The organism is Halobacteriovorax sp. RZ-2, assembly GCF_043196685.1.
Classification (GTDB): Bacteria; Bdellovibrionota; Bacteriovoracia; order Bacteriovoracales; family Bacteriovoracaceae; genus Halobacteriovorax_A.
This window is the reverse complement of the sequence record NZ_JBEBMR010000004.1, coordinates 284,974-307,713: the sequence shown is the minus strand read 5'-3', so window position 1 is coordinate 307,713 and position 22,740 is coordinate 284,974. Positions and strand designations below refer to the sequence as shown.

Below are 22,740 nucleotides of genomic sequence, written 5' to 3'. Positions count from 1 at the left end.
ACTCATTAGATACTTTCTTTAAAATAGTAAAATTGTCGCGATGAATTTTTTTCGAAAATTAAATTTTCATCTTCACCACTATTCACCATATAGTTTTTCAGTAAGAATTCTTCTTTTGATAATTCGTGAGAGTGAACTCCCTGCACGCTAAAGCTGATTGATTGTCGGTTTAGAGTTTGCAACCATAGAAGACGTGCTTCAGGATCATATCCTGACTTTATTAAAACTTCGTACACTAAATTATTTAAGTCACGTTTAGCATTTAAATTTAGATTATTGATACGAATCATGTCGTCTATCGTGTATGAGTTAAGAGGAATAAGCTTCTTCTTTTCGTAAATTCCTATTTTACTTCTAATAAGCTCACCAAGCAAAACAGCGACAAAGATGTTTTCACTATTCATATAGTTTCTTAGAAGGCCCCTAGACATAAAGACATTATTTTTAGGAAGGGAGAAATAAAAATTTCGACTATCTTCAACGATATAGAAATTGATTCCGAAGTCATCTTTTTGAAAAAGACCTTGGTTATTAAGGTAGAGTTCTTTTGCAATTTTATTTAAATATCGACGTGATCTTTGATTCGGTTTTTTTACTTTATTATTTTCGATGAATAAGTTAGCGATACCTTCAAGATGATTCAAGTAGTCCTGCGACGTGAATGTATCTTGGTAGTTATAAGGATAATCGTTATCGTTCTTATAAAGATAAGTACATGACGTTAAAGTAAATATTGTTAAAAAGATTAAAATTCTCATCATCTATAAAGTAAAAAATAAAAAAGCTCTCATAATGAGAGCTTTATATAACTAATCTATTATACATGAATTACATAGACTCGGAAGCAACATCTCTTTCCTCTGGAACATAATAAAGAGTAAAACCAGCAAAAATTAAGTTAGGGTCTTTAATCATATCTCTATTATTATCCCAAATAGATCTCCACTTCGCAGGAGTTCCGTATTTATCTTGTGAAATAACACCTAGTGTTTCACCTCTTCTAATTAGGTGAGGTAGTCCAACTGGATTCCAATTAAACTGTCCACTTTGATATTTAATTTTATCACCAGCTTGTAGGCCATCAGCTAGAGCTTCTTGGTTCATCGCTTGAATATCTCTCCACTTTCTATAGTCACCATATAGTTTAAAAGCAATCCACATAAGTGTTTCACCTTTTTGAACTTCATAATAATCTGAAGCTGTAACGACTACATCTTTCTCTAAAGCAACACTTTCCTCTAATAGGATTTCATCTGTTGGAGAAACAGGCTCGCTTCCAAGAACGGCAACTGATTCATCAGATGACGACATTGCTGAAGTTTCTTCTAATTGATCTAAGTCTTCATTTGCATCAACAACAAAGTCAGAATCATCAATAGAGATCTCCTCAGTTTGCTCAGCAACAGCTACATCCCCTTCTTTATTCTTGAAGAACGAACATGAAGTGAACGTTAAAGATGAGACTAAAAACAATAAAGATATCTTTTTCATGGTATATTACCCCTTTTTAATAGTAACAATTATATGTAATTCCCTTCGGTTACTTTTAAATAGATATTTAAATATTAACCGCCTAGACTAATTTCTTCATGCAATGTACAATTTTTCCGTATGAAGAATATATTGATCCTATTCTTACTATTTTTATCAACTACTGCTTTTTCTCAAAGTGCAGTAAATGATTTCTCAAACTCCGCTAACTATGACTTAGCTAATGAAAAGCTATTAAGAATTTCAGGAACAAGAAGAATTATTCTTGTTAGTAATAGTCAGGATAGCTTCGCTAAAGGTGACTATATTACTATCCTTATTAATAAGGTTCCCGTTGCACGTGGAGTTGTTCCAAAACAAGAAGAAAACCAAGCGGCCGTAAAAATCACAAAAATTTACGATGAAGACTTATTCAAGAACTTCTTTGTTAATCAAGACGTTCAAATCTTACGTGGTGATGACTCTGCTTACGGTAAGCCTGCTGAAAATGCGGAAGATCAATTTAAAATTACAGATAGTGAATCACTATACGACGATACCACTTTACTAGAAGAAGACCTGTATGGTGATGATAACCAACAAACAGGTGTTATCAAAAATGATAATATTGCATCCGTAGGTATTGGGCTTGTTGATGGCTTTAATACAGCAGGGAAACAAGATACAAATACTCAATATAATGCCTCTTGGTCATTTCAAGTTGAAAAGAATATTTGGGTAGAAGGCTTTATTGGAAGACACTTAATACGTGCCTTTCCTGCCGAAGATATCGATACGGCCGTAAACCAATATATCTTCAGAGCAAAGTACGCTTTTGAAGGGCCTTTATACACTATCTTTATGCCATATGTAGGCTATAAATTTGCAACAGCTGACAGCCCTGGTGCAGGAGACGTATCTAAAGTTGGTAGTGATCAAGCTCAAAGAGAACTTGACCTTGTAGCAAGTGTTGAACAAGATGAGTTTGTCTTTGGAGCGACAGGATTCAAAAGACTTGTTCCTGGTTGGTTTTTACGTGTAGACATTGGAACAGATGTAATGGGAGTCGGACTTGCACTTGAGTTCTAAAATATTTTTCACTTTCATTTGTTTTGTCGTAGTCTCATGTGGAGTTAAAGCTCCCCCAAAACCTAAGAACGACAACTTTCCTTCATTTATTGAACAAAATAAAAAAGTACTAAGACCTAAGTCACAAACCAAGATTGATGACAAAAAAGAAGAAACTAAGAAGTCTTCTAAACAATCAAATTCTAATTAATGAATATCATCTTTAGCCTCGGTTCAAATTTAGACAACAAAGCAGAGATGCTTCTTAGCGCAACTAAAGAAATCGAATTGGCCCTAAATGCCAAGGCATACACAAGTCGTATTTTTGAAACGCCACCCTATGGGCCACAAGATCAACCAAATTTTTATAATATCGCTATAGAGATTGAGACAGCTCAAGAAATTGGCCCAGAAAAAATTTTGCACATTGCAAAAGAAATTGAAGAGAAACTAGGACGCAAACACCGCTACCACTGGGGCCCCAGAGAAATTGATATCGATATTATTTTTATTGATAAATTAAATTATCACTCAGAGAACTTAACTATTCCCCATAAAGAATTTAGAAAAAGAAGTTTTGTTCTCGAACCATTAAAAGATCTTCCAAGCTACAGTGACTATAAATCATATTATAAAATTGTTGATCTAGACCATAATGATGCAACACCACTCAAATAGTACCATCGTGTTTTATTACGGTATCTTAAGCCTTTATTACCTATTTACTAAATACTGAAAACATATCTATAATAATGTCACATTATCTTTCGAACAATAGGTTCCATCATGATCAACTTTGAATTAACTTCCGAGCAAAAAGAAATTCGAGACCTTGCAATGAAATTTGCAAAGAATGAGATGATGCCAAAAGCTGGCGAATATGATGAGAAGGCCCAAATGCCTCTTGAGATTCTTCGCAAAGCATGGGAGCTAGGACTAGTTAACACATGTATTCCTGCAGAATACGGCGGTGCAGGCTTTTCAACTATTGATTCAATGATTATAACAGAAGCACTAGCTTACGGTTGTCTAGGAATGAATACAGCGATCATGGCAAATGATCTGGCCCTCCTTCCAATAGTTATCGGTGGTAATGACGAGCAAAAGAAAAAATTCTTAACTCCTTTTACAGAAGATTACAAAATTGCGGCCTTCTGTTTAACAGAACCAGGTTACGGATCTGATGCAGCAGGTATCAAAACAACAATCAAAGATAATGGTGATCACTACTTATTGAATGGAAATAAGATGTGGATTACAAATGCAGGCTATGCAGATCTTTTTGTCGTTTATGCAACAACAGACACGGCACTAAAGCACAAAGGTATCACGGCACTTGTTATTGATGGCAAAGCCGAGGGCATAGAACTTGGTGAAAAAGAAAATAAAATGGGACATCGTTGTTCTGATACAAGAGCAGTGACATTTACAAATGTAAAAGTTCCCAAAGAAAATATCTTGGGTGGGCCAGGTCAAGGTTGGCCAATTGCAATGGCCACTTTAAATCACTCAAGACCAATGGTAGCTAGCTCAGCAGTAGGTGGAGCTCAATGCGCCATGGACCATGCAGTTAAGTATGCAGGTGAAAGAGTACAATTTGGAGTACCCCTTTCTCGTCATCAAGCGATTCAAATGATGATTGCCGATATGGGAATCGAGATTGAAGCTGCACGCCTACTTGTTCAAAAAGCAGCATGGTCAATTGATAATGGAAAACCAAATCCAGAACTTTCTTCATATTCAAAAGCTAAGGCCGCTGATATGTTCATGAAGGTAGCGACAGATGCGGTACAAGTATTCGGAGGCTATGGTTATAGCAAAGAGTACCCAGTTGAAAAAATAATGAGAGACGCCAAACTCATTCAAATATATGAAGGCACTTCACAAATACAAAGATTAGTTATTGCTAAAGAAATTTTTACAAGGAGCTAAAATTGAACATTTTTGTATGTATTAAACAAGTTCCAGACACGGAAACTAAAATTACTCCAAATGGTGATGGATCTTATATCGAAACTTCTTCGATTAAGTGGATCATGAATCCATATGATGAATTTGCGGTAGAGCAAGCTCTACTTACTAAAGCTGCTAATAGTGGTTCAACTGTTACAGTTGTTAGAGTTGGTGGTGTTAAGGACACTGAAGCACTAAGAACTGCTCTTGCTATGGGTGCAGATGATGCAATCCTAGTTGAAGCAGATGACAACTTAGACTCTTACATGACTGCTAAGGCACTTAAGGGTGCAATCGAGAAGTCAGGTAAAAATCCAGATGTAATTTTCACTGGAAAACAAGCTATTGATGACGATTGTCTTCAAGTTCCACAACTTCTAGCACAAATGCTAGGAATGCCTTCTGTAACTGTTGTTGATGGTTGCGAAGAAGCAGGTGGGAAATACACTCTAAAAAGAGAAATCGAAGGTGGAGCACTAGAAGTTTACGAAGTTACTTCTCCAGCTGTTATCGCTGCTAACAAAGGTCTAAACAGCCCACGTTACGCTTCTCTTCCAGGTATTATGAAAGCTAAGAGAAAGCCTCTTGCTCAACACTCACTATCAGATGTAGGTGTATCTGCTGATGATCGTCGTGTTAAGTATTCAGGTTTCCAACTTCCACCAGAGAAACCAGCTGGTAAAAAATTTGAAGCAATGGATGAAGCTGCTCAAGCAGGTGTTGTTGCTGAAGTTGTTAAGCTTTTAAGAGAAGAAGCTAAGGTTATCTAAGGGAGATTATTAAAATGGCAAAAGTATTAGTATTTTCAGAAACAAGTGGTGAAACAGTTAAGTCTGTTACATTTGAAATCCTAGGAAAGCTTGCTGGTCACACTGTTGACGTTGCAGTTGTTGGTGACATGGGCGCAAACGCTGCTGCTGACCTAGCAAAATATGGTGCTGCAAACGTACACAACCTAAAAGGTGCAAACTTAGATCAGTATTCACCAGAAGGTTACGCTAACGCACTTAAAGAGTTCATCGGTTCAAACTACGATTACGTATTTGCTGGTGCAACTTCTCTTGCAAAAGACCTTATGCCAAGACTAGCAGGTATGTTCGACGCAGGGATGGCCTCAGAAGTTACAAATTTTGTAATGGATGGTGACAACTTCGCAGGAACAAGACCACTATTTGCAGGTAAGGTTCTAGCAAAAGTTGAACTTGATGGACCTAAGCCAGGTTTCATTACAGTAAGACCAAACGCTCTTGGTATGCCAGACGCTCCAACGGCAGGTGCTGGTGCAACTAATGAAGTTGCTGCTAACGCAGGTGATATCAAAGCTGTTATCAAAGAAATCGTTAAAGGTGCTTCTGAGAAGCTTGACCTAACTGAAGCGAATATCATCGTTTCTGGTGGTCGTGCGATGAAGTCTGCTGAGAACTTCAAGATTCTTGAAGACCTAGCAGAAGTTCTTGGTGCAACTGTTGGTGCTTCACGTGCAGCTGTTGACTCAGGATATGCTCCACACGCAATGCAAGTTGGTCAGACAGGTAAAACTGTTGCTCCATCACTTTATATCGCTTGTGGTATCTCAGGTGCAATTCAGCACTTAGCAGGGATGAGAACATCTAAGGTTATCGTTGCAATCAACACTGACCCAGATGCGCCAATCTTTACTAAAGCTGACTACGGTATTGTTGGAGATCTTTTCCAAATCGTACCTCTTCTTCAAGAAGAACTTAAGAAGGTTTTGTAGCCTTTAAAAAATAAAAAGAGGCCCTCAATTTTGAGGGCCTTTGTTTTTCTTCTCTTCTCTCTTTATATTTTAGGATTAGAATCCGTAACCTTGTCTGTCTAATTCTTCTTGTCTTTCATACTCAAGCTCTTGTTGCTCTTCAAATCTAGCTGCTGGATCATCAATTAAAGCTTCTTCCTCATATTGCTCGTCTTCGTATCTTTCCTCGAATCTTTCTTCTTCAGCTTGCTCTTCGTTTTGTTTCTCAAAAGATACTGGGTTTGCATTACCTTGAGCTAAGTTGATATCATTTTCAAAAGATCCTTCTTCAGTTAGAGATCTTTCAAAACGTGACTCTTCTTTTGCTCTTTCCATATTTTCAAATTCAGCATTTACTCTTTCTAGTTCATCATAAGTTACATAGTTAATAAGACCACCAGCATATGGACCAGTAGTAAATCTTAGACGGTAACCATTTTCACCATTTCTAGCAAATACACCGTGAGATAGTTGTCCCTGAAGTTCAACTTCAAAAGAGTTTCCATCTTTAAGCTTGATGTCACCAAGAACTTCGTTGATATCTTTATCAAATACATTGAAGTATAGACCTTGAACACCATTTGGACCAACAGTTACACTTCCTTCAATTTTATCTTCACCACGAATTAGCTTGTTATTAAGTTGTGGAAGAACAACTCTTTCAATAACTAGTTCTTTTCTATCGTTCTCGTTAATAACTGCAACTTCTTCAAGAGCTTTATCAACATTAACTTCTAAAGACTCTTCTTTCTTCTCTTCAATAACTTTTCTAGCTTCAATTAATTCAAATCCATCCTCGTAAGCTCTAAAGATAGAGATATTCTTATTATTTTCATGAAGGAAAGAAACATCAAATGTATACTCATCACTTTCATTAAGCTGAACAAGACCTGTACCAATTAACTTCATATCTACTAGTCTTTTAGAGTTAGCATTTCTTTCATTAAAGATTTCATTTCCTTCGTGATTTTCAACTCTAACAATTTCCCACTGGCCATCAATAATTTGTGCATATTCTGCAACCGGTAGGTATTGAACTGAAATCTTCTCACGATCAGAAGAAGCAACGATACGATCAACACTCTCATCTACTCTCTTCTCAAAAGAGATATCTTTCTGTTGCATAAATGAGTTATCAGTTACTGAAATTCCTTGGTAGATTCCACCGAATACAAGGAATGACCCTGATAGTACTGATGCGATAATGAATTTCTTGTAAATAGCTGTTGCTTTCATACAGTGCTCCTAAAACCTATATGCGTATATAGAAGCAACACTCGTGCCAAATTGAACAAATACGTATATCTGCTAACTATACGAAAACACGTTCGAATTTAATGAATTTTATTTAATTGTTTAGGAATAAGACTGTTAAATTTTTAACACTGTAGAAAAAGTAAACACACCAGAAGGTGTGTCTACTCTAATATGAATAATAATTAATCAACTTGGAAAGTCTTCTTCTCATAGTCACTATGAGAAGCTCTAAAGCGCTTTAGAGCGACAACAATAAGCTCTTCAAGCTCAATGCCTGTATTCTCAGACATCTGCTCAAAAGATGTAACAACGTTTTCTTCGATCATAACTTTTAGCTCTTTAAGATTGCCTGTGTTATGTAATTGATCTTTCATTTAAAACTCCTACTTTACGACCTTCAAGGCACCCATTTTTCTTAGATTTACCAATGCTTGGGTAACTTCAAAATCAAATAATTCGCAATTGCTGTAAATATCTTTAACCTTGCTGTATTCAGCTATAGTTTTTAATAGTAAAAATTCATTTGCACCAGTCTTTTTTCCATTTTTTATAAACGCGGAATTGATCAAAATGTGAATATTTTCTGGTGGACGAAGCGACTTCGCCTTTAAGTGCTGTGAGTAGGCGTTTTCTATATTGCTTTTCAACTCACTAAATTTTAGTTTGAATTCATAATCACTTTCAGAAACAACTTCCGGCTCGGCCACAAGAGTGAATTCTTCAATATGATCCATTTCAAAAATAACAAGAGAGTAAAGGGCCTTAAGTCCTGTCTTCTTAGAGAATTGAGCCGCAACAACAATCCCCTCGCTAATATAAATAACGCCTAAGAACTGTCGATCGGCTCTTTTTAAAATATTAATTCTGCCAGTGAAATTAAAAGAGCACTGCTCTTCAATTTTCTGTATGATGGACATTTACTACCTTTTGAAAATTTTTGAGAAAAAACCTTTTCCCTCACCATCATTATTTTCTATTTCAATGATCTTTTTTGCAATACCGGAATATGCTTTCCATACTGGTCTATTTTCGTATGAATTATTAGACATATAAGGAATTCCCTTATCACAAGATTCACGAAGTGCGATTTCGATCGGAACCTCACCTAGAAATGGATAGCCTAGTTCATTAGCAATGTCCGCCCCACCTTTCTCACCAAAGATATAGTACTTCTTCTCTGGCATATCATCTGGAGCAAAGTAGCTCATATTTTCAATAAGCCCTAGAACAGGGATATTAACTTGTTCAAACATATTGAAGCCCTTTCTTGAATCAAGAAGAGCAACATCTTGTGGAGTTGATACACCTACGATTCCACTTAAGTTTAATGTCTGGGCAATTGATAACTGTACATCTCCCGTTCCTGGAGGAAGGTCCAGAACAAGATAATCAAGCTCTCCCCAATCAACATCAAAAAGGAATTGATTTAGAACACCGCCAAGCATTGGGCCACGCCAAATTACGGCGTCTTTTTCTTCGATAAATAGTCCAAAGCTAATGAACTTAAGTCCATGTGCTTCTATAGGGGCAATTTTCTTATCATCTGTTGCAAGAGGCTTTGCATTTCTTTGTCCAAGTAGCATTGGAATCGAAGGCCCATAAATATCGGCATCTAAAAGACCAACCTTCTTACCTTGATTCTTAAGGGCCAAGGCCAGGTTTACAGATACTGTACTTTTCCCTACTCCACCTTTACCAGACGAAACAGCAATAATCTTCTTAACGCCCGGAATATCACGTTTTTGAGGTGCTGCCTTAGCGTGGCCAACTTCAAGCTTTGCGCCTTGCTGAGGCTTTTGCTGTTGTTGAGCTGGAGCTTCCTGAGTTGAAATAGTTTTAATGAAAAGATCATCTTCACTAACCACTGTTGATAATGAATTAACAATAGCATCTTCAATCTCACGTTTTTGTGCAGGAGTGATACCATCGCGATTATAGACAATTGTTACTTTCTTATCATCAATTGCAATATCTTTATAACGATTCTCATCTAATAAAGACTTTCCAGTGTTTGGGTTACTAACCTCAACTAATTTACCTTTAACTACTTCAATATTTAGCATACTAATTCTCTCAGTTTTTTAACGTTTTATGCGAGGATTCTATTAAATATTGGGCACTTATTCAACGAGTAAAGCAAATTTTTGCCCTACAACAAAATTCATAAGATGTTATAATTATTAAAGAAACTAAATTAAAGTTTGGAGAAATTGTGTCTAAGCCATATAAGCGTTCAATAATCATAGTCGACTCTAAATTTCAGCTGAGGTTCAGTGCATTAATTTGTATCGTAATCTTAGTTCTTAGTGCGTTCTACCCACTTGTGATTTATCAGGTATTAACCAATATTTCAGAAAAATTTCCACAATCTGCTGAGCATATTGCAACAATGAAGAGTGATCTTTTAAACTTCCTCATTTTATGCCAAGCATTTTTTGGGATCCTCATCTTTGTAGTATGTGTTTTCTTTACTCACAAAGTTGCAGGCCCGCTTTATAAGTTAAAACAATATCTTGCTGGACTAAGACACACAGGGTTTGAAAGAAAGCTTTCATTTAGAGAAGGCGATTATTTTCAAGATGTCGCAGATGAAGTTAATTTAACAGTAGAGTACTTCCAAACTCATTTTAAGGAAGACACTGTCTATATTGATGAAATCTGTAACTACTTAAAGAACCTACAACAAGTTGTACCTGACGATAAGAAATTAATCTTAAGTGATGTAGTCACTAAGTTAAAAAGTATGGAAGGTCGTTTCAATGAGTTTATTGGGTAAAAAGTTTTTTCTTTTTTCAATTACCGCTAGCTTGTCTTTTACAAGTATTGCGAAAGAATCTCTCAAGGATAGAGAGCTTAAAGCTGCTCGCCATATTTCTGAGATTGAACGCATTCTCAAAAGAAAGAAGCTACCCAATCATAAAATATCCAGTGCCATTAGGTCTATCAAAGACGGTGGAATTTTCGAGAACTATCTAACTCACCTAGAGTTTTTAAGTGAATTAAAAACATCACTCAAGAAAGATCGATACTTTTCTTGCAATATCAAAAGTAATAAAACGAATCGTGTTGAAGACGATTTTGTTCGCAATATTAAAAACTACTGTTTCCATACCGTAAACTATCTTATTAACGATAAATACTTTAATGATATCGCCAAAGATGAAGAGAACTTTGCTAAGGCCATTCAGTATCTAGCAACTTCACGAAACACTCTTTTTATTAAGAAGCTAGAAGAAGTTGATAAAGATTCAAAGATTTATCAACACATTAAGAAACAATTAATTGAAATCACACTAATCAATGGCCTAAAGATCGATGCTAGACTTTATTCACATATCGATTTTGACAAAGATATTACTCTTCTCTTTCAGAATAACCTCCATCGAATAAAGAAGAATAAGCTTACGATTACAAATGAATTTATTAAGCAATATAGAGGCATCAAAAAACTTGTTAAAGACAATGCTACTAAAAAAGCAGATATCAATTCACAGTTAACAAAGTTTTTAACTTTCGAAAAAGCAAACGAAGATTATATTTATAAGAAGTCATCGTGGAAGCGTGTTCGCTATGTTGGAAAATTATTATTAAATAATAATGATATTAAAAATGCTAATCGCTACTTTGCCCGCTCTTACGAAATTAGCTACAACGACGAATCAAAAAACGAGTCTTTATTCCTTCTTCTTTGGAATTCAATTAAGCATGAAAACTACAAAGAGAGTATTGTAACAGTACAAAATTATAAACTAATTGATGATTTCTCTAATCTCTATACTAAGACAAAATTTTGGATTGCGTATAGCTATATGAAAGATGGCAATGAGTCCCTTGCTAAACACTTATTCAAGCTGATGATAAACAGTAATCCGCTGAGTTTCTACTCTATTATCGCCCAGGACTACCTTCCTGAGTTTGATAAGAATTACGTAAAATCATTATACTTTCATAAGAACACGGTTAACCTTCCTAAGCTTGAATTAGCAGACTTTACGAAGGCAAAACAAAGAAATATTCGTGAATCAAATATATGGCACGAATTAAAATTCGTCGGGAAAGTCGATAAACTAATTTATGAGTTTATTCGCTTTAATCCAGAAACTGATATTAAAAATAGAATTAAGATTGATACTCTTCCAATTGAAGAACAACGAGTAGCAATCTTTAATTACTTTTTACATCACTTTAAAGAAAGCGGAGATTTCTTATCGAGTTTCAAACTGGTCTCGAGAACTATTGATCTAAATCTTATTAGGCCATCAAAAATTGATATCACAACACTCTTTCCTGTTCTTCACTTAGATAAGATCGAAGGTGTTAATGCTGATATTGATCCTCTTCTAGTCTTATCTATCATTAGACAAGAAAGTGCATTCAATCCAAATGCAAAATCAGCAGTTGGAGCGCTAGGGTTAATGCAGCTAATGCCTGCAACAGCAAGGCAGATGACAACATTCAGAAAGACTGATGAATTACTTAAGCCACACAAGAATATCGATGCTGGAGTGAGATACTTTAAACAGCTCTTAAATAAATTCGATGGCAATATCATTTATGCACTTTCATCTTATAATGCTGGGCCAACCAAAGTTACAAGATGGGCACAAGACCTAATGGATGTAGAAGATCCTATCTTTCAAATTGAACAAATTCCATATAAGGAAACAAGGCTATACGTAAAACTCATCTATCGTAATTTCTTCTTCTATAATCTTATGAAGGATAATTACATCTTAGAAAAGAGTGTGGCATCGACCTTTAATGCCTTTCCTAAGAAGGAAGCCAAACGCGCAATTTCATCTCAGTTATAGAAATAAAAAAGGCTTCCAGTTGGAAGCCTTTTTTTATATTCTACACGTTGAAACGGAAGTGGATAATATCACCATCTTTTACGACGTACTCTTTACCTTCCATACGAAGCTTTCCGGCTTCCTTAACTTTGGCTTCAGATCCATTAGCAATTAGATCATCGTAGTGATAGATCTCTGCCTTAATGAAACCTCTTTCAAAGTCAGAGTGAATAACACCTGCTGCTTCTGGGGCCTTAGCACCATCTTTGAAAGTCCATGCACGAACTTCTTTAACACCTGCAGTGAAGTATGTACGAAGACCTAGCATATTATAAGCTTCGTGAGTTAGAGTCTCTAAACCAGAGATCTCAATTCCAGCAGCTTCCATAAAGTCTTTCTTATCTGCCTCATCTTCAAGAGCAGCAATTTCAGACTCTAGCTTTCCACAAATTTTGATTGCACGAGAACCTTCTTTCTCAGCAAATTCTTTTACGGCCTTAACATAGTCGTTATCCTCACCAACACTATCTTCATCTACGTTACATAGATAAAGAGTTGGTTTAAGAGTGATTAGGTTTAGATCACGAATAAGTTCAAGATCTTCCTTATCTAGCTCAAGAATACGAGCTGCTAAACCTTGCTCTAAGTGAGCAACTAATTTTTCAAGAACAGGAACTAACATCTTTGCTTTTGAAGAGATTTCTTTATTTTGATTCTTCATAAGCTTTGGAAGGTTTGTTTGCTTTCTTTGCGCAACTTCAAGGTCCGCAAGAGCAAGTTCCATATTAATTGTTTCAATATCATCAACAGGGTTTACTTCACCGTGAACGTGAACAACATTTGGATCATCAAAACAACGAACAACATGAACGATTGCATTTACCTGACGAATATTCCCAAGGAATTGGTTTCCAAGTCCTTCACCTTTTGATGCACCCTTAACAAGACCTGCGATATCAACAAATTCTACAATTGTTGGAATTACTTTTTGTGGCCCAATGATTTCTGCAATTCTTTGCATGCGGATATCACCAACATTTACAATTCCAATATTTGGTTCAATTGTACAAAATGGAAAGTTAGCAGCTTCAGCTGGAGCCGAAGTTAGAGCTTGAAAAATCGTTGATTTACCAACGTTTGGAAGTCCTACAATCCCACAATTTAGGGCCATTATTTTCTCCTGATATTTATTTACTTAAATCTAATAATTGTTTCTTTTTATATCTTTGAATAGCTGTTTTAAAGCCATTTTTTACATAACATTCAACGGCTTTTGAAGCTTTTTCTAAGTAATCGTCAATAAAGTCGGCCTCAGCACCAAAATAACGGCCAAGTACCCAGTCAGAAACACTTCCGTGTTGAGGGCGTCCAATCCCCATACGTAAACGTTTAAAATTATTGTGCCCCAATTGCCCGGCAATAGACTTCAGGCCGTTGTGTCCCGCAAGACCGCCACCATCTTTAAATGCAATTGTTCCCCACGCTAAATCTAATTCATCGTGGATAACTAAAATATTTTCTGGATCAATCTTAAAGTATTGAGCAAATGGAATAACACTTTCACCACTTAGGTTCATATATGTTTGAGGCATGAGAACATAGAATTTATCTTCATCAGTTTCAAATGAAGACCAAATACCTTTAAACTTCTCTTTAAATGGTAAGTCTTTAATAGGCTTAATGAAATTCATAACATCCCAGCCAATATTATGTCTGGTACCTTTATACTCTGAACCCGGATTGCCGAGTCCAACAATTAAATAATTCATAGGTTATCCGTTTATAAAAATAATGAACTAACAGAGTCGTTATTAAACGTGCGATGAATCGATTTGGCCAATATTTCAGCGGCCGAAACAGATATAATCTTACCGCTCTCACGTGCCTCTTTGCTCAGAGGAATCGTATTTGTCACAAGAACCTTATTTAAAGATTCTGCGTTATTAATTCTTTCAATTGCAGGTCCAGAAAAGATTGGATGAGTAGCACAGGCAACAACACTTCTAGCGCCATTATCTTTAAGTGCATTACAGGCCTCAATCAAAGTTCCCGCCGTATCGATCATATCATCCAGAATAATGCAGTCCTTACCATTTACATCACCAACGATATTCATGGCCTTTGCAACATTCTTACCTGTTCGACGCTTATCGATCATGGCAATGTCACACTTACACTTCTTAGCATAATGACGAGCACGCTCAACTCCACCAGCATCTGGCGAAACAAAGATTGTATTCTCAGTAACTAATTCTCTTTTGATATGGCTTAGAAGTACCGGCGAAGCAAAAATATTATCGAAAGGAATATTAAAGAATCCCTGAACTTGTCCTGAGTGAAGATCCATTGTAATCACACGATTTGCACCTGCTACCGTGATTAGATCGGCCACAAGCTTTGCCGAGATTGGAGTTCTAGGCGATGCCTTTCTATCTTGGCGGCAATATCCATAGTGTGGAATAACTGCCGTTATCGAAGCTGCCGACGCTCTCTTAAGAGCATCAATCATAATTAGTAGCTCCATTAAGTTATCATTTACTGGCGCACACGTTGACTGAATAATGAAAACATCAGCACCACGAACATTTTGTTCGATTTCACAAAAAGTTTCACCATTGGCAAATTTAATAACTTGGGGGTCTACTAAGGGTACATCTAAGATTTTGGAGATATCGGAAGAAAGTTTTGGATTTGACGTGCCTGATACGAGTACGATCCTTTTCATCACCTTATTCCTTTCTCTTATCCGTGAGAAAATGGCTGGGGTAGAAGGACTCGAACCTTCGAATGGCAGAATCAAAATCTGCTGACTTAGCCACTTGTCGATACCCCAGCAATGTAGATTTGTATGTAATATATAAGCTAGTTTCTTATTTTTGACAAGAAATTTTTAATTTTGCCTAGTTATTCACAGGCCAAAGACGCGATTCGTTGGCCAGAATATAGAATTATCTCCTGATATAGCTTAAAAGCGGTCGTACTTCCGTAAAGTCTTAAACCTTTCTTATTTGTTCGAACACCTTCATACCCGACCCAGATCGTAAAAAGGTCATGGCCGTCATAGCCCACAAAGAGGTTATCAAAACCATTATTTGAAGTTCCCGTTTTACCAAAGAAGTGCTGCTGTCTCAGAGCTGGCTTAACCATTCGTCGAATTGTTGTTTGACTTGGGTCTGCAAGTGATTCATAGACGCCAGATCCGACACTGCACTGAGCGGCCATAAAGTCTTCATATAACTTGAATAATTCGGCCACTGACAATTCAATTGCACCTAAAAGCTGTGCTGGATATTCTGCTAACGGAGTTTTTAAATGAGAAATTTTCTTCTTTAGAATCGCCTCTACTTTATCAAAGCCAATATCGTGCGCAAGTCTTACTACAGGATTATTTAAGGATTCCTGTAAAGCTTGAGAAATTGGATATTCACTCGCAGAAGGCGTATGTGACTCAGAAGGAGTCCACTTACCACTGATAAGATCTAAAGTGATTGGTTTGGTTGAAACCAAGTCGTCGATCTTATAACCTTGCTCTAAATAAATCTGAAAGAGTACTGGCTTAAGTGTTGAACCAACACTGTGGCGTTCATCATTAAAGGCCTTTTCAACATTTCGTTCAAATTTTGAATAGTAGAAACTCTTATGCTTTGCTCCACCAAAGGCTATCTTTACAGCAAGGTTCTCTTCAATTCCCTTTAAATCACGTAAGAGATTCTTTGATGCCATTACCGTTTTAAAAAAACGATATTCACTCAATTTTGGGTCTTTGTTAATTCGAGTTGTTGTTAAATAGATCGCCTCATAGAAAGAATCATTTTGAAAAGCAACTAATTGCTTCTGCCAACTTTGCCACTTCTCATCTGACCATTGATAATCATTGTTCTTATCAAAGAGATCTAGGCTTTGTAATTTATTGAAGATAAAGTCTGCGCGACCTCTCAGTCTATCTGTACGATAGATTGGATGATAATAGCTAGGTCCTTTTAGCATCGAAACTAAGATAGCAGACTCATACGGGTCAAGTTCAGAAATTGGTTTGTTAAAGTAGAGAACGGCCGCAGTGTTTACACCCTTAATCCTGATACCACCAAGACTTCCCCAAAATACTTCATTGAAGTAGGCTTCAAGAATCGAAGACTTATCAAATTTAAAATCAATATAAACTGCTAGAATAGCTTCTTTAATTTTTCTGCTAAATGACTTTTCATTAGTAAAATAGATATTCTTAACTAATTGTTGAGTTAGAGTTGAACCACCTTGAACGAGGGCCCCGGCCTTAATATCTGCAATAATTGCACGAATAATCGATATATAATCAATTCCTATATGCTCAAGAAAGCGGAAATCTTCAATCCCAATAAGCCCTTTAGAAAGAATGATTGGGATATTGTAGAAATTAATTTTGTACTGAAGGCAACGATTGTAATTACAATCATTATTACGAACTGAATTTAATTCAAAACTTTCTTTTACACTTAATATTGATTTCTTAGGATCATCAAACTTCTCAAGAAAGACAGAATTAAAACGCTCGTCTCTAGAATTTGCTTTAAAAAAGAGAAAATCACGCTTTTTTACAAAGCTTCCTTCCTCAAAGAGAACAGTCTTAGTATTTGCATCAGGTGCCTTAGGTGAAATAATACGTGTTAAGTCTGCGTCATTTATAGTCTTGATCGAATACATGACACACAGGCCAATTAATCCAATCATCAAGAATAATAATATCTTTAATCGTTTTTTAAACACCTTTGAATACACCTATTTTTTTGACGTTATATAAAGTCATCTTATATTATTTCAGTACAATTTTGTTAAATTATAAAAGGAATAACAACTTATGTTAAAGAACTTAAATAAGGCCGCAATTCTTGCCACGTTAGCAACTTCGACACTGGCACTTCCAATTGATTGGCATGGTGAACTACAAACAGACCTACACTCACTAGGTGATTATAATCGTTCAGTTCAACAAGGTGCTGGACCACTTGATAATGGTGACCAAGCATTTGATATGTCAGATGCAGATCCAGATTCATCTAATTTCCAAACATATATCTTTAAGCTACAACCAACAATTATCGTTAATGATTCAACAACGATTAATGCTGAGCTAACTTCGGGCTATGGTTACGGTGGAAATTTTGGTGACTCTTCAAATGATGGAAGAACTAAAACTCAAAATCCATTAAACTCTTATGCAAATGCTCGCTACTCTTTCAATACAGTAACAAGTAATCCTGTTAACCTAACTCAGGCCAATGCAGTATTTTATTCTGATACAGCAACATATACAGTTGGACGTCAAAAGTTTAACTGGGGTATGGGTGCAATCTATAATGATGGAAATGCTCCAGGTTCAAGATTTGCTTCAATGAGAGATGGGATCACAATTGATTTCAAAATTGGAAACTTCAAATTCTCACCTTACTACTCAAAGATTAAGGCAAATAACCTGACAAAAACTGGTCGTGTAAAAGAGATGGGAATTTCTCTTCTATATGAAAACCTAGATAAGGAATTCACATTTGGTGCTCTTTACAATAAGAACACTTCTGGATCAGCAACAGGAATTCAAACAGATGTTGATGGTGACACAAACCCAACGGATCTTGGTTCAACTAGTGTGACAATGATTGACCTTTACTTAAAGAAGACTTTTGGTAAGTACACAGTTGAAGCAGAAGTTCCTCTCATGACTGGTGATATGGGTGAAATCTATCCAGGTGTGACAGATACAGAAGTTGATGCAAAGGCATTCCTACTTAATAACACTTACAAATTAAATACAAATCACTCATTCCACTTTGACTTTGGTATGGTTTCTGGTTCAGATGCTGACAACCAAACTTACGGGGCGATGTATTTAAATCCAAACTTTCAAGTTGCAAATATCATGTTCCGTTACAACCTTGCGGCCATTGCTAATACAGACTTAAATGTATTTAATTCTGGAATTGCAAACGCAACTTATGCAAAATTTGCGCATCGTTATGATTCAGGAACTTGGTCTTGGACTAACTCTGTTGTTTGGGCAAAAGCTGATCAAGTTGCAAAAGCTGGTTCAGATGCTATTAACCACGAAAAGAATAAGAGATTCACTGCAAATGCAGATCAAGCAGATGATCTTGGTTTTGAAATTGACTCAAACTTTTCTTATAAGTGGAATACTTCAGTAACTCTAAATGCAAATCTAGGTTACTTCTTTGTTGGAGACTACTACGCATTCTCAAATGCAGCGACTCCTAACGAAACAAATGATACTTACCTAATTTATCTTGGTGCAGACATTAAGTTTTAAGAAATAAAAAAGGCTTCCATTTGGAAGCCTTTTTTTATCGATATGGATTACTCCATGTTGAACTACTTGGTGTTCTTTGCTGCGGTTGCATTAAGTTAAAATTATTATTAAAGTTAGCATTTCCAGCACCTGAAAGATCAAAATTTAACCCTGGTATACCAGAAGAATAAGAAGTATCCGCACCAGTCCAAAGATCAAATGGACTACTAGCTGTTGCTCCAGCTAACTGACTTTGCATAGCATTTAACTTGTAATTACTATAAAGGCCATTAAAGCGACTTAAGATACTCTTTTGTTCATTATAAGCAGCACCATATTTTGCATTATATGATTGATTATAATCCTGATAAGAGTTTTGTTTCCAAGAGCTATACTGGTTATAGATATATGGAAGATAAGTACTTCTAACAGTCATACAATCTTCATAACTACCACCTGATGTACAGTAACTACTTGCAAGGTCTTGAGCATATTGTTGAATATAGTCATCATAAGCATTAAGCTTCGTCATATAGTTTTTACGATCTTTAGAAGCTCTTTGCTGAATACCTTTTAGAATTTGCTGACGTCTCTTAATTGGAGAATTATCACCTGCTCTAATTAGGGCCTCATCACCCCAGTCAGCAAGTGTTCCCTGCTTAAGACGTGTGATACTTCTTTCACTATTATTTTCTGCTTCTTCTACATTTCTCTTATTAGTTCCTTCAAGTTTTACGTGTGAAAATTCTTGAGCAAGAATAATTCCTGATAGAATTTTTCTACCTGAAGTTTGCATATTACCTTCGCGAAGTGCTTCAACAACTTTCTTATATTCAGCACCATTTTCATTTTGACGATTAAATTTAGCAATTACATCATTAATTTTCTCAATCGATTCATTGATTTGATCTTTACGTCTCTCATCTGCTTCGCTATCACCTAGATCTGCATACTCTTTCATTAAGTGCTCTAGCTCGGCCTTCATCGCAGGAAGTAATTCCTTAGAAAATTTATTCATGTGACTTGCGTATTCTTGAAGTAGTTTTTTTCTAGCTTCTTTACTAACACCAAACTTATCACCTTCTTTTACATCTTCAACTGATGGAGAAATATCACTTTCAATCTGCTCCATTCTTGCAACCATTTGATTTACTTCCTCATCAATTAGTTGATGTTGAATTCCAGAAAGAATTCTCGTTAGGTCATCATAATTTCCACCTGAATCACTTCTTAGATTTTTAAGACTTTCAGCTATATCTGTAAGGTTCTTTCCATTACAGGCAGCAATGGCCTCTTCTCGAAGTTCGTATTCATTCGTTTTATTTGCCATAACTTTATGATCTGCTGGCTTTGCATAATCCATACAATTAAACGAAGAATCGCTGAATGAAGTATGTTGAGCAACGTTAGCTAAACCAAATGGCATATCGTTTTTATAGTCAAAGTCCTTATTTGTAGAAGCGATAACTAACTCAGAGTTTCTATTTCCATCAATATCTGGAAGATCAGTATCTAAAGTTACAGGAGGAGCAAGGTGCCCCTTTTCTCTTAATTTTTCAACTGTATAAAAAGATGAATCACCACCAGAGAGATGGGCCATACATTTTTCATATTCTTTTTCAATTGATTGAGTTCCAGCTGGATATTGGCTAGAGTCAATTTTTACATTGAATTTCAAGTAAACATTATTATCAATAGGATTTGTAATTGCTTCGGCGCTTATATCTTTAATACAAGCAGAAACCCTTGTTGGTAGATTTACTAAGATTTTTCCATTAGCAATTGTATAGCTTGGAGTATCTCCTAAAAGAAGTGTCTTCATAAACCCATATGAAACTGCATCACCTCTTCGACATTCAATCGTAGTTGATTGACTCGATGATGAAACTGTTACTGTTCCGGCCGTTGATTGATTTGTACTTCGAGTCCCGCTCGATCCCATACCAGAGAAGACAACCTTTGCCTGTGTAGACGCCAGTGCCAGTGTACAAATTAAAAACTTTAATTGATTTGCCTTTTTCATATATTACCCTACTTAAAGTATCGCTTAAGTCATATCGGATAATTTTTTAAATACTTAAAGGCTAATAACAACTAAGCTGTAATAACAGACACTTAGCTATAACAATAAATTAATATTAGCTTCAATTTCTTGGCCTTCAACGTTAACTTGAGTCCCTTGCCTTTGTTGATTTCGCTCAAGATACTTTAAGTATTCACGATTTCGATCGGCAATTGATTTATTTGTTGAGTTAAGAAGATAGTAAGTTGGTATTTCAATTTCATAACGGTAATCAGAAGTCGTTACTTCAATATACTTTGGTAATGTATATTGCCCGTTATAAGTAACAAAGCTCTTTGGAACGATCGTATAATTTCCATTATCAGTGTTTAGGTCTAAATAGATTAATTGATGATTTTCATTTTTAAATTCACCCTTAATATTATCTAATTGAATCGACCAAACAAATTCACGATTACGTTTTACTAATTTTAAGTTATTACTTCCCTTATATAGAGATGAGTTCATAATATTCTTAAGCTCAGCTTGTTTCTGATCATTATCTGATTCTAGTGGTGACACAGGAGCTTCGCCAACAGACTCCTCATACTCCTTGGCCTTCTTTTCATATTCTTTCTTCTTAACGAGAAAGTTTTTATAGTCCTCAATTAAAGAGGCTTTTTCTTTATTAATAAGATCAGAATTAGATTTGTAATTTGGCTCAATCGCCTTAAAGACTTTATTAAAACCAAGAGAACTATTAAATGTGTAGCTTAGAATAGCGCTCTGTAAAATGTCTTTTGTCATATCTCTACCTAAGAGCTTTTCCACATTATCAAAGGCCGTAACATTTGAGACACCAGACACATTGTATGAAGGATCATCATAACGAATCACAAGTGACTTTTTGTAGTCCTTCTCATTTTCTGCCGTTATGAACATATATTTAAAATAATTTGTCACAAGATTTTCACTTGTAGCAAACTCTTCATTGGCGCCAACTCGCTTAACAACGACGTGTGCAACGACAAGTTGTTTATCAAGTTCTTTATTAGATGAGTTTCTCATTAGTCCCTCAAGTGAAGGGATCGCTGCGAATACATTTACAGTTAATATAGTTGCCAACAAAGTTATTACTTTCATATATCTCCTAAATTATTCCCCTATATTACCAAAAAAGTATTCTCGTCGTAACAACTAAAACACTGAGTATTTTGGTCAATCACTATTAAGTGACGAAATTTAAAATTGTGATTATAATTGTTATATACATTAAGGATAATACATGACTAAAACACTTTCATTAATTGCTACTATATTAGTTTTTCAATTCAACACATCTGCAAAGATCATGGACTATAAGACAACACGCCTTAAGTCGACAGGTGGTGCTGGTGTTGCCTCACTCCTTATGGATGAAGCAACTGTTCTAAATCCTGCACCAATTGCATTCTTTAATATGTCGTCAGTCTATTTAGAGCAAACTAAAGCTGATAATACAGACCTTAATGATTCACCAATTGGTGATTCAACAAATTATGCCGTTATTGCCTCTGATAGTTCGAAGGCCCTAAAAGGTTCGGTATCTTATGTAAAAGCAAAGAGTGGTGAAGAGAGTTATAAACAACTATCAACTTCATTTGCTTCAACAATTGGTCGTAAATCATCTCTAGGTTTCACATATCAAGATATGAAGCGCGAAGATGTCTATCTTGGAGTGAAAGAGAAGTCAGATTATCAACAAGTAAATATTGGTGTATTTCACGCTATCACTCCTAATTTTTCATTAGGCCTTGTTGCAATGGATCCATTTGAAAAATCACCTAATAATACAAAAGCTGTTTTAGGGATGCAGTATCAATTTCAACAATATATTTCTCTCATGCTTGATGCTGGTGCAAATTATAATGAAGAAATTTCGGAAAATTCATTATGGCGTGCGGCCATTCAGTTTAGAGTCTTAAGTGATTTTTACTTAAGAGCTGGTGTGTATGATGATCAAATTGCTCTTGAATCGGGTTCTGGTTTTGGACTTAGTTGGATTCAACCAAAGCTTACACTAAACTTTGCTATCAGAAATATAAGTCTTGAGGAGTCTGTTGATTTAAAACAAGTTGCACAAGATATCAAAGAAACATCTTTTTCTGTTTCTTATCGTTTCTAAAAGCTG

22 protein-coding genes and 1 tRNA gene are annotated in these 22,740 nt (G+C 35.8%); 10 read left to right on the top strand and 13 right to left on the bottom strand.

Annotation, left to right across the window (positions count from 1 at the left end; all coding sequences use genetic code 11):
- Nucleotides 1-5: 5 nt before the first annotated feature.
- Nucleotides 6-761, bottom strand: coding sequence for a hypothetical protein (locus tag ABMA78_RS15830; RefSeq protein WP_392861471.1), 756 nt, complete (start codon nt 759-761; stop codon nt 6-8).
- Between the two features lie 67 nt (nt 762-828).
- Nucleotides 829-1,491 (bottom strand): LysM peptidoglycan-binding domain-containing protein, encoded by a 663-nt coding sequence (locus ABMA78_RS15825; protein WP_392861469.1) that lies wholly within the window; start codon nt 1,489-1,491, stop codon nt 829-831.
- A gap of 120 nt (nt 1,492-1,611) precedes the next feature.
- On the opposite strand from ABMA78_RS15825, the gene ABMA78_RS15820 reads away from it, so the two are divergent.
- From ABMA78_RS15820 to ABMA78_RS15795, 6 genes are all read left to right on the top strand, one after another.
- A complete protein-coding gene (locus ABMA78_RS15820) occupies nt 1,612-2,559 on the top strand; it encodes a hypothetical protein (RefSeq protein ID WP_392861468.1) in 948 nt (315 codons plus the stop codon).
- On the top strand, nt 2,549-2,749 hold the full coding sequence (locus ABMA78_RS15815; RefSeq protein WP_392861467.1) for a hypothetical protein: 201 nt from the start codon (nt 2,549-2,551) through the stop codon (nt 2,747-2,749). Before ABMA78_RS15820 ends, ABMA78_RS15815 begins: the two co-directional genes overlap by 11 nt.
- Nucleotides 2,749-3,216, top strand: coding sequence for a 2-amino-4-hydroxy-6-hydroxymethyldihydropteridine diphosphokinase (folK, locus tag ABMA78_RS15810; protein WP_392861466.1), 468 nt, complete (start codon nt 2,749-2,751; stop codon nt 3,214-3,216). Before ABMA78_RS15815 ends, folK begins: the two co-directional genes overlap by 1 nt.
- 111 nt (nt 3,217-3,327) lie before the next feature.
- The gene (locus ABMA78_RS15805) at nt 3,328-4,470 is read left to right on the top strand and encodes an acyl-CoA dehydrogenase family protein (protein ID WP_392861554.1); all 1,143 of its coding nucleotides are present in this window, start codon (nt 3,328-3,330) and stop codon (nt 4,468-4,470) included.
- A gap of 2 nt (nt 4,471-4,472) precedes the next feature.
- Nucleotides 4,473-5,261, top strand: a complete 789-nt coding sequence (locus ABMA78_RS15800; protein ID WP_392861464.1) for an electron transfer flavoprotein subunit beta/FixA family protein — start codon at nt 4,473-4,475, stop codon at nt 5,259-5,261.
- A 14-nt stretch (nt 5,262-5,275) separates the two neighbouring features.
- The gene (locus tag ABMA78_RS15795) at nt 5,276-6,229 is read left to right on the top strand and encodes an electron transfer flavoprotein subunit alpha/FixB family protein (protein WP_392861463.1); all 954 of its coding nucleotides are present in this window, start codon (nt 5,276-5,278) and stop codon (nt 6,227-6,229) included.
- Nucleotides 6,230-6,304: 75 nt separating this feature from the next.
- Here ABMA78_RS15795 and ABMA78_RS15790 read toward each other — a convergent pair whose 3' ends face one another.
- The 4 genes from ABMA78_RS15790 to ABMA78_RS15775 all read right to left on the bottom strand — a co-directional run bounded on the left by ABMA78_RS15790 (nt 6,305) and on the right by ABMA78_RS15775 (nt 9,567).
- Nucleotides 6,305-7,483, bottom strand: a complete 1,179-nt coding sequence (locus ABMA78_RS15790; protein WP_392861462.1) for a hypothetical protein — start codon at nt 7,481-7,483, stop codon at nt 6,305-6,307.
- A 203-nt stretch (nt 7,484-7,686) separates the two neighbouring features.
- Nucleotides 7,687-7,878, bottom strand: coding sequence for a hypothetical protein (locus tag ABMA78_RS15785; RefSeq protein WP_392861460.1), 192 nt, complete (start codon nt 7,876-7,878; stop codon nt 7,687-7,689).
- Between the two features lie 9 nt (nt 7,879-7,887).
- On the bottom strand, nt 7,888-8,421 hold the full coding sequence (locus ABMA78_RS15780) for a hypothetical protein (protein ID WP_021267528.1): 534 nt from the start codon (nt 8,419-8,421) through the stop codon (nt 7,888-7,890).
- Nucleotides 8,422-8,424: 3 nt separating this feature from the next.
- Entirely contained in the window at nt 8,425-9,567 is a 1,143-nt protein-coding gene (locus ABMA78_RS15775; protein WP_392861458.1) for an Mrp/NBP35 family ATP-binding protein, read from the bottom strand.
- A gap of 149 nt (nt 9,568-9,716) precedes the next feature.
- Between ABMA78_RS15775 and ABMA78_RS15770 the strand changes: the two genes are divergently transcribed.
- Together ABMA78_RS15770 and ABMA78_RS15765 are read left to right on the top strand one after the other, a co-directional pair.
- Nucleotides 9,717-10,280, top strand: coding sequence for a hypothetical protein (locus tag ABMA78_RS15770; protein ID WP_392861456.1), 564 nt, complete (start codon nt 9,717-9,719; stop codon nt 10,278-10,280).
- On the top strand, nt 10,264-12,315 hold the full coding sequence (locus ABMA78_RS15765) for a lytic transglycosylase domain-containing protein (protein ID WP_392861455.1): 2,052 nt from the start codon (nt 10,264-10,266) through the stop codon (nt 12,313-12,315). Before ABMA78_RS15770 ends, ABMA78_RS15765 begins: the two co-directional genes overlap by 17 nt.
- 40 nt (nt 12,316-12,355) lie before the next feature.
- Here the strand turns inward: ABMA78_RS15765 and ychF are convergent, their stop codons facing one another.
- From ychF to ABMA78_RS15740, 5 genes are all read right to left on the bottom strand, one after another.
- On the bottom strand, nt 12,356-13,465 hold the full coding sequence (gene ychF / locus ABMA78_RS15760; protein ID WP_392861453.1) for a redox-regulated ATPase YchF: 1,110 nt from the start codon (nt 13,463-13,465) through the stop codon (nt 12,356-12,358).
- Nucleotides 13,466-13,481: 16 nt separating this feature from the next.
- Entirely contained in the window at nt 13,482-14,063 is a 582-nt protein-coding gene (gene pth / locus ABMA78_RS15755) for an aminoacyl-tRNA hydrolase (protein ID WP_392861451.1), read from the bottom strand.
- An 11-nt stretch (nt 14,064-14,074) separates the two neighbouring features.
- Nucleotides 14,075-15,022 (bottom strand): ribose-phosphate diphosphokinase, encoded by a 948-nt coding sequence (locus ABMA78_RS15750; RefSeq protein ID WP_392861450.1) that lies wholly within the window; start codon nt 15,020-15,022, stop codon nt 14,075-14,077.
- A 29-nt stretch (nt 15,023-15,051) separates the two neighbouring features.
- A tRNA-Gln gene (locus tag ABMA78_RS15745) sits at nt 15,052-15,127 on the bottom strand.
- A 71-nt stretch (nt 15,128-15,198) separates the two neighbouring features.
- The gene (locus tag ABMA78_RS15740) at nt 15,199-17,001 is read right to left on the bottom strand and encodes a transglycosylase domain-containing protein (RefSeq protein WP_392861449.1); all 1,803 of its coding nucleotides are present in this window, start codon (nt 16,999-17,001) and stop codon (nt 15,199-15,201) included.
- Between the two features lie 127 nt (nt 17,002-17,128).
- Between ABMA78_RS15740 and ABMA78_RS15735 the strand changes: the two genes are divergently transcribed.
- Nucleotides 17,129-18,589, top strand: coding sequence for a hypothetical protein (locus ABMA78_RS15735; RefSeq protein WP_392861448.1), 1,461 nt, complete (start codon nt 17,129-17,131; stop codon nt 18,587-18,589).
- Between the two features lie 34 nt (nt 18,590-18,623).
- Here the strand turns inward: ABMA78_RS15735 and ABMA78_RS15730 are convergent, their stop codons facing one another.
- Nucleotides 18,624-20,591, bottom strand: a complete 1,968-nt coding sequence (locus ABMA78_RS15730; RefSeq protein WP_392861446.1) for a hypothetical protein — start codon at nt 20,589-20,591, stop codon at nt 18,624-18,626.
- A gap of 96 nt (nt 20,592-20,687) precedes the next feature.
- Nucleotides 20,688-21,713 carry a hypothetical protein gene (locus ABMA78_RS15725; RefSeq protein ID WP_392861445.1) on the bottom strand — a complete coding sequence of 342 codons (1,026 nt, stop codon included), beginning with the start codon at nt 21,711-21,713 and terminating at the stop codon, nt 20,688-20,690.
- Between the two features lie 142 nt (nt 21,714-21,855).
- Here ABMA78_RS15725 and ABMA78_RS15720 point away from each other — a divergent pair, with 142 nt between their 5' ends.
- A complete protein-coding gene (locus ABMA78_RS15720; protein WP_392861443.1) occupies nt 21,856-22,734 on the top strand; it encodes a hypothetical protein in 879 nt (292 codons plus the stop codon).
- Nucleotides 22,735-22,740 lie beyond the last annotated feature (6 nt).

What these genes read in the sequence shown, in the direction of transcription:
- folK (WP_392861466.1), top strand. Translation starts at nt 2,749, where the DNA reads ATGAATATCATCTTTAGCCTCGGTTCAAATTTAGACAACAAAGCAGAG.
- ychF (WP_392861453.1), bottom strand. Translation starts at nt 13,465, where the DNA reads ATGGCCCTAAATTGTGGGATTGTAGGACTTCCAAACGTTGGTAAATCA.
- ABMA78_RS15825 (WP_392861469.1), bottom strand. Translation starts at nt 1,491, where the DNA reads ATGAAAAAGATATCTTTATTGTTTTTAGTCTCATCTTTAACGTTCACT.
- ABMA78_RS15795 (WP_392861463.1), top strand. Translation starts at nt 5,276, where the DNA reads ATGGCAAAAGTATTAGTATTTTCAGAAACAAGTGGTGAAACAGTTAAG.
- ABMA78_RS15765 (WP_392861455.1), top strand. Translation starts at nt 10,264, where the DNA reads ATGAGTTTATTGGGTAAAAAGTTTTTTCTTTTTTCAATTACCGCTAGC.
- ABMA78_RS15740 (WP_392861449.1), bottom strand. Translation starts at nt 17,001, where the DNA reads ATGATTGGATTAATTGGCCTGTGTGTCATGTATTCGATCAAGACTATA.
- ABMA78_RS15735 (WP_392861448.1), top strand. Translation starts at nt 17,129, where the DNA reads ATGTTAAAGAACTTAAATAAGGCCGCAATTCTTGCCACGTTAGCAACT.
- ABMA78_RS15785 (WP_392861460.1), bottom strand. Translation starts at nt 7,878, where the DNA reads ATGAAAGATCAATTACATAACACAGGCAATCTTAAAGAGCTAAAAGTT.
- ABMA78_RS15720 (WP_392861443.1), top strand. Translation starts at nt 21,856, where the DNA reads ATGACTAAAACACTTTCATTAATTGCTACTATATTAGTTTTTCAATTC.
- ABMA78_RS15790 (WP_392861462.1), bottom strand. Translation starts at nt 7,483, where the DNA reads ATGAAAGCAACAGCTATTTACAAGAAATTCATTATCGCATCAGTACTA.
- pth (WP_392861451.1), bottom strand. Translation starts at nt 14,063, where the DNA reads ATGAATTATTTAATTGTTGGACTCGGCAATCCGGGTTCAGAGTATAAA.
- ABMA78_RS15725 (WP_392861445.1), bottom strand. Translation starts at nt 21,713, where the DNA reads ATGAAAGTAATAACTTTGTTGGCAACTATATTAACTGTAAATGTATTC.
- ABMA78_RS15830 (WP_392861471.1), bottom strand. Translation starts at nt 761, where the DNA reads ATGATGAGAATTTTAATCTTTTTAACAATATTTACTTTAACGTCATGT.
- ABMA78_RS15730 (WP_392861446.1), bottom strand. Translation starts at nt 20,591, where the DNA reads ATGAAAAAGGCAAATCAATTAAAGTTTTTAATTTGTACACTGGCACTG.
- ABMA78_RS15780 (WP_021267528.1), bottom strand. Translation starts at nt 8,421, where the DNA reads ATGTCCATCATACAGAAAATTGAAGAGCAGTGCTCTTTTAATTTCACT.
- ABMA78_RS15775 (WP_392861458.1), bottom strand. Translation starts at nt 9,567, where the DNA reads ATGCTAAATATTGAAGTAGTTAAAGGTAAATTAGTTGAGGTTAGTAAC.
- ABMA78_RS15820 (WP_392861468.1), top strand. Translation starts at nt 1,612, where the DNA reads ATGAAGAATATATTGATCCTATTCTTACTATTTTTATCAACTACTGCT.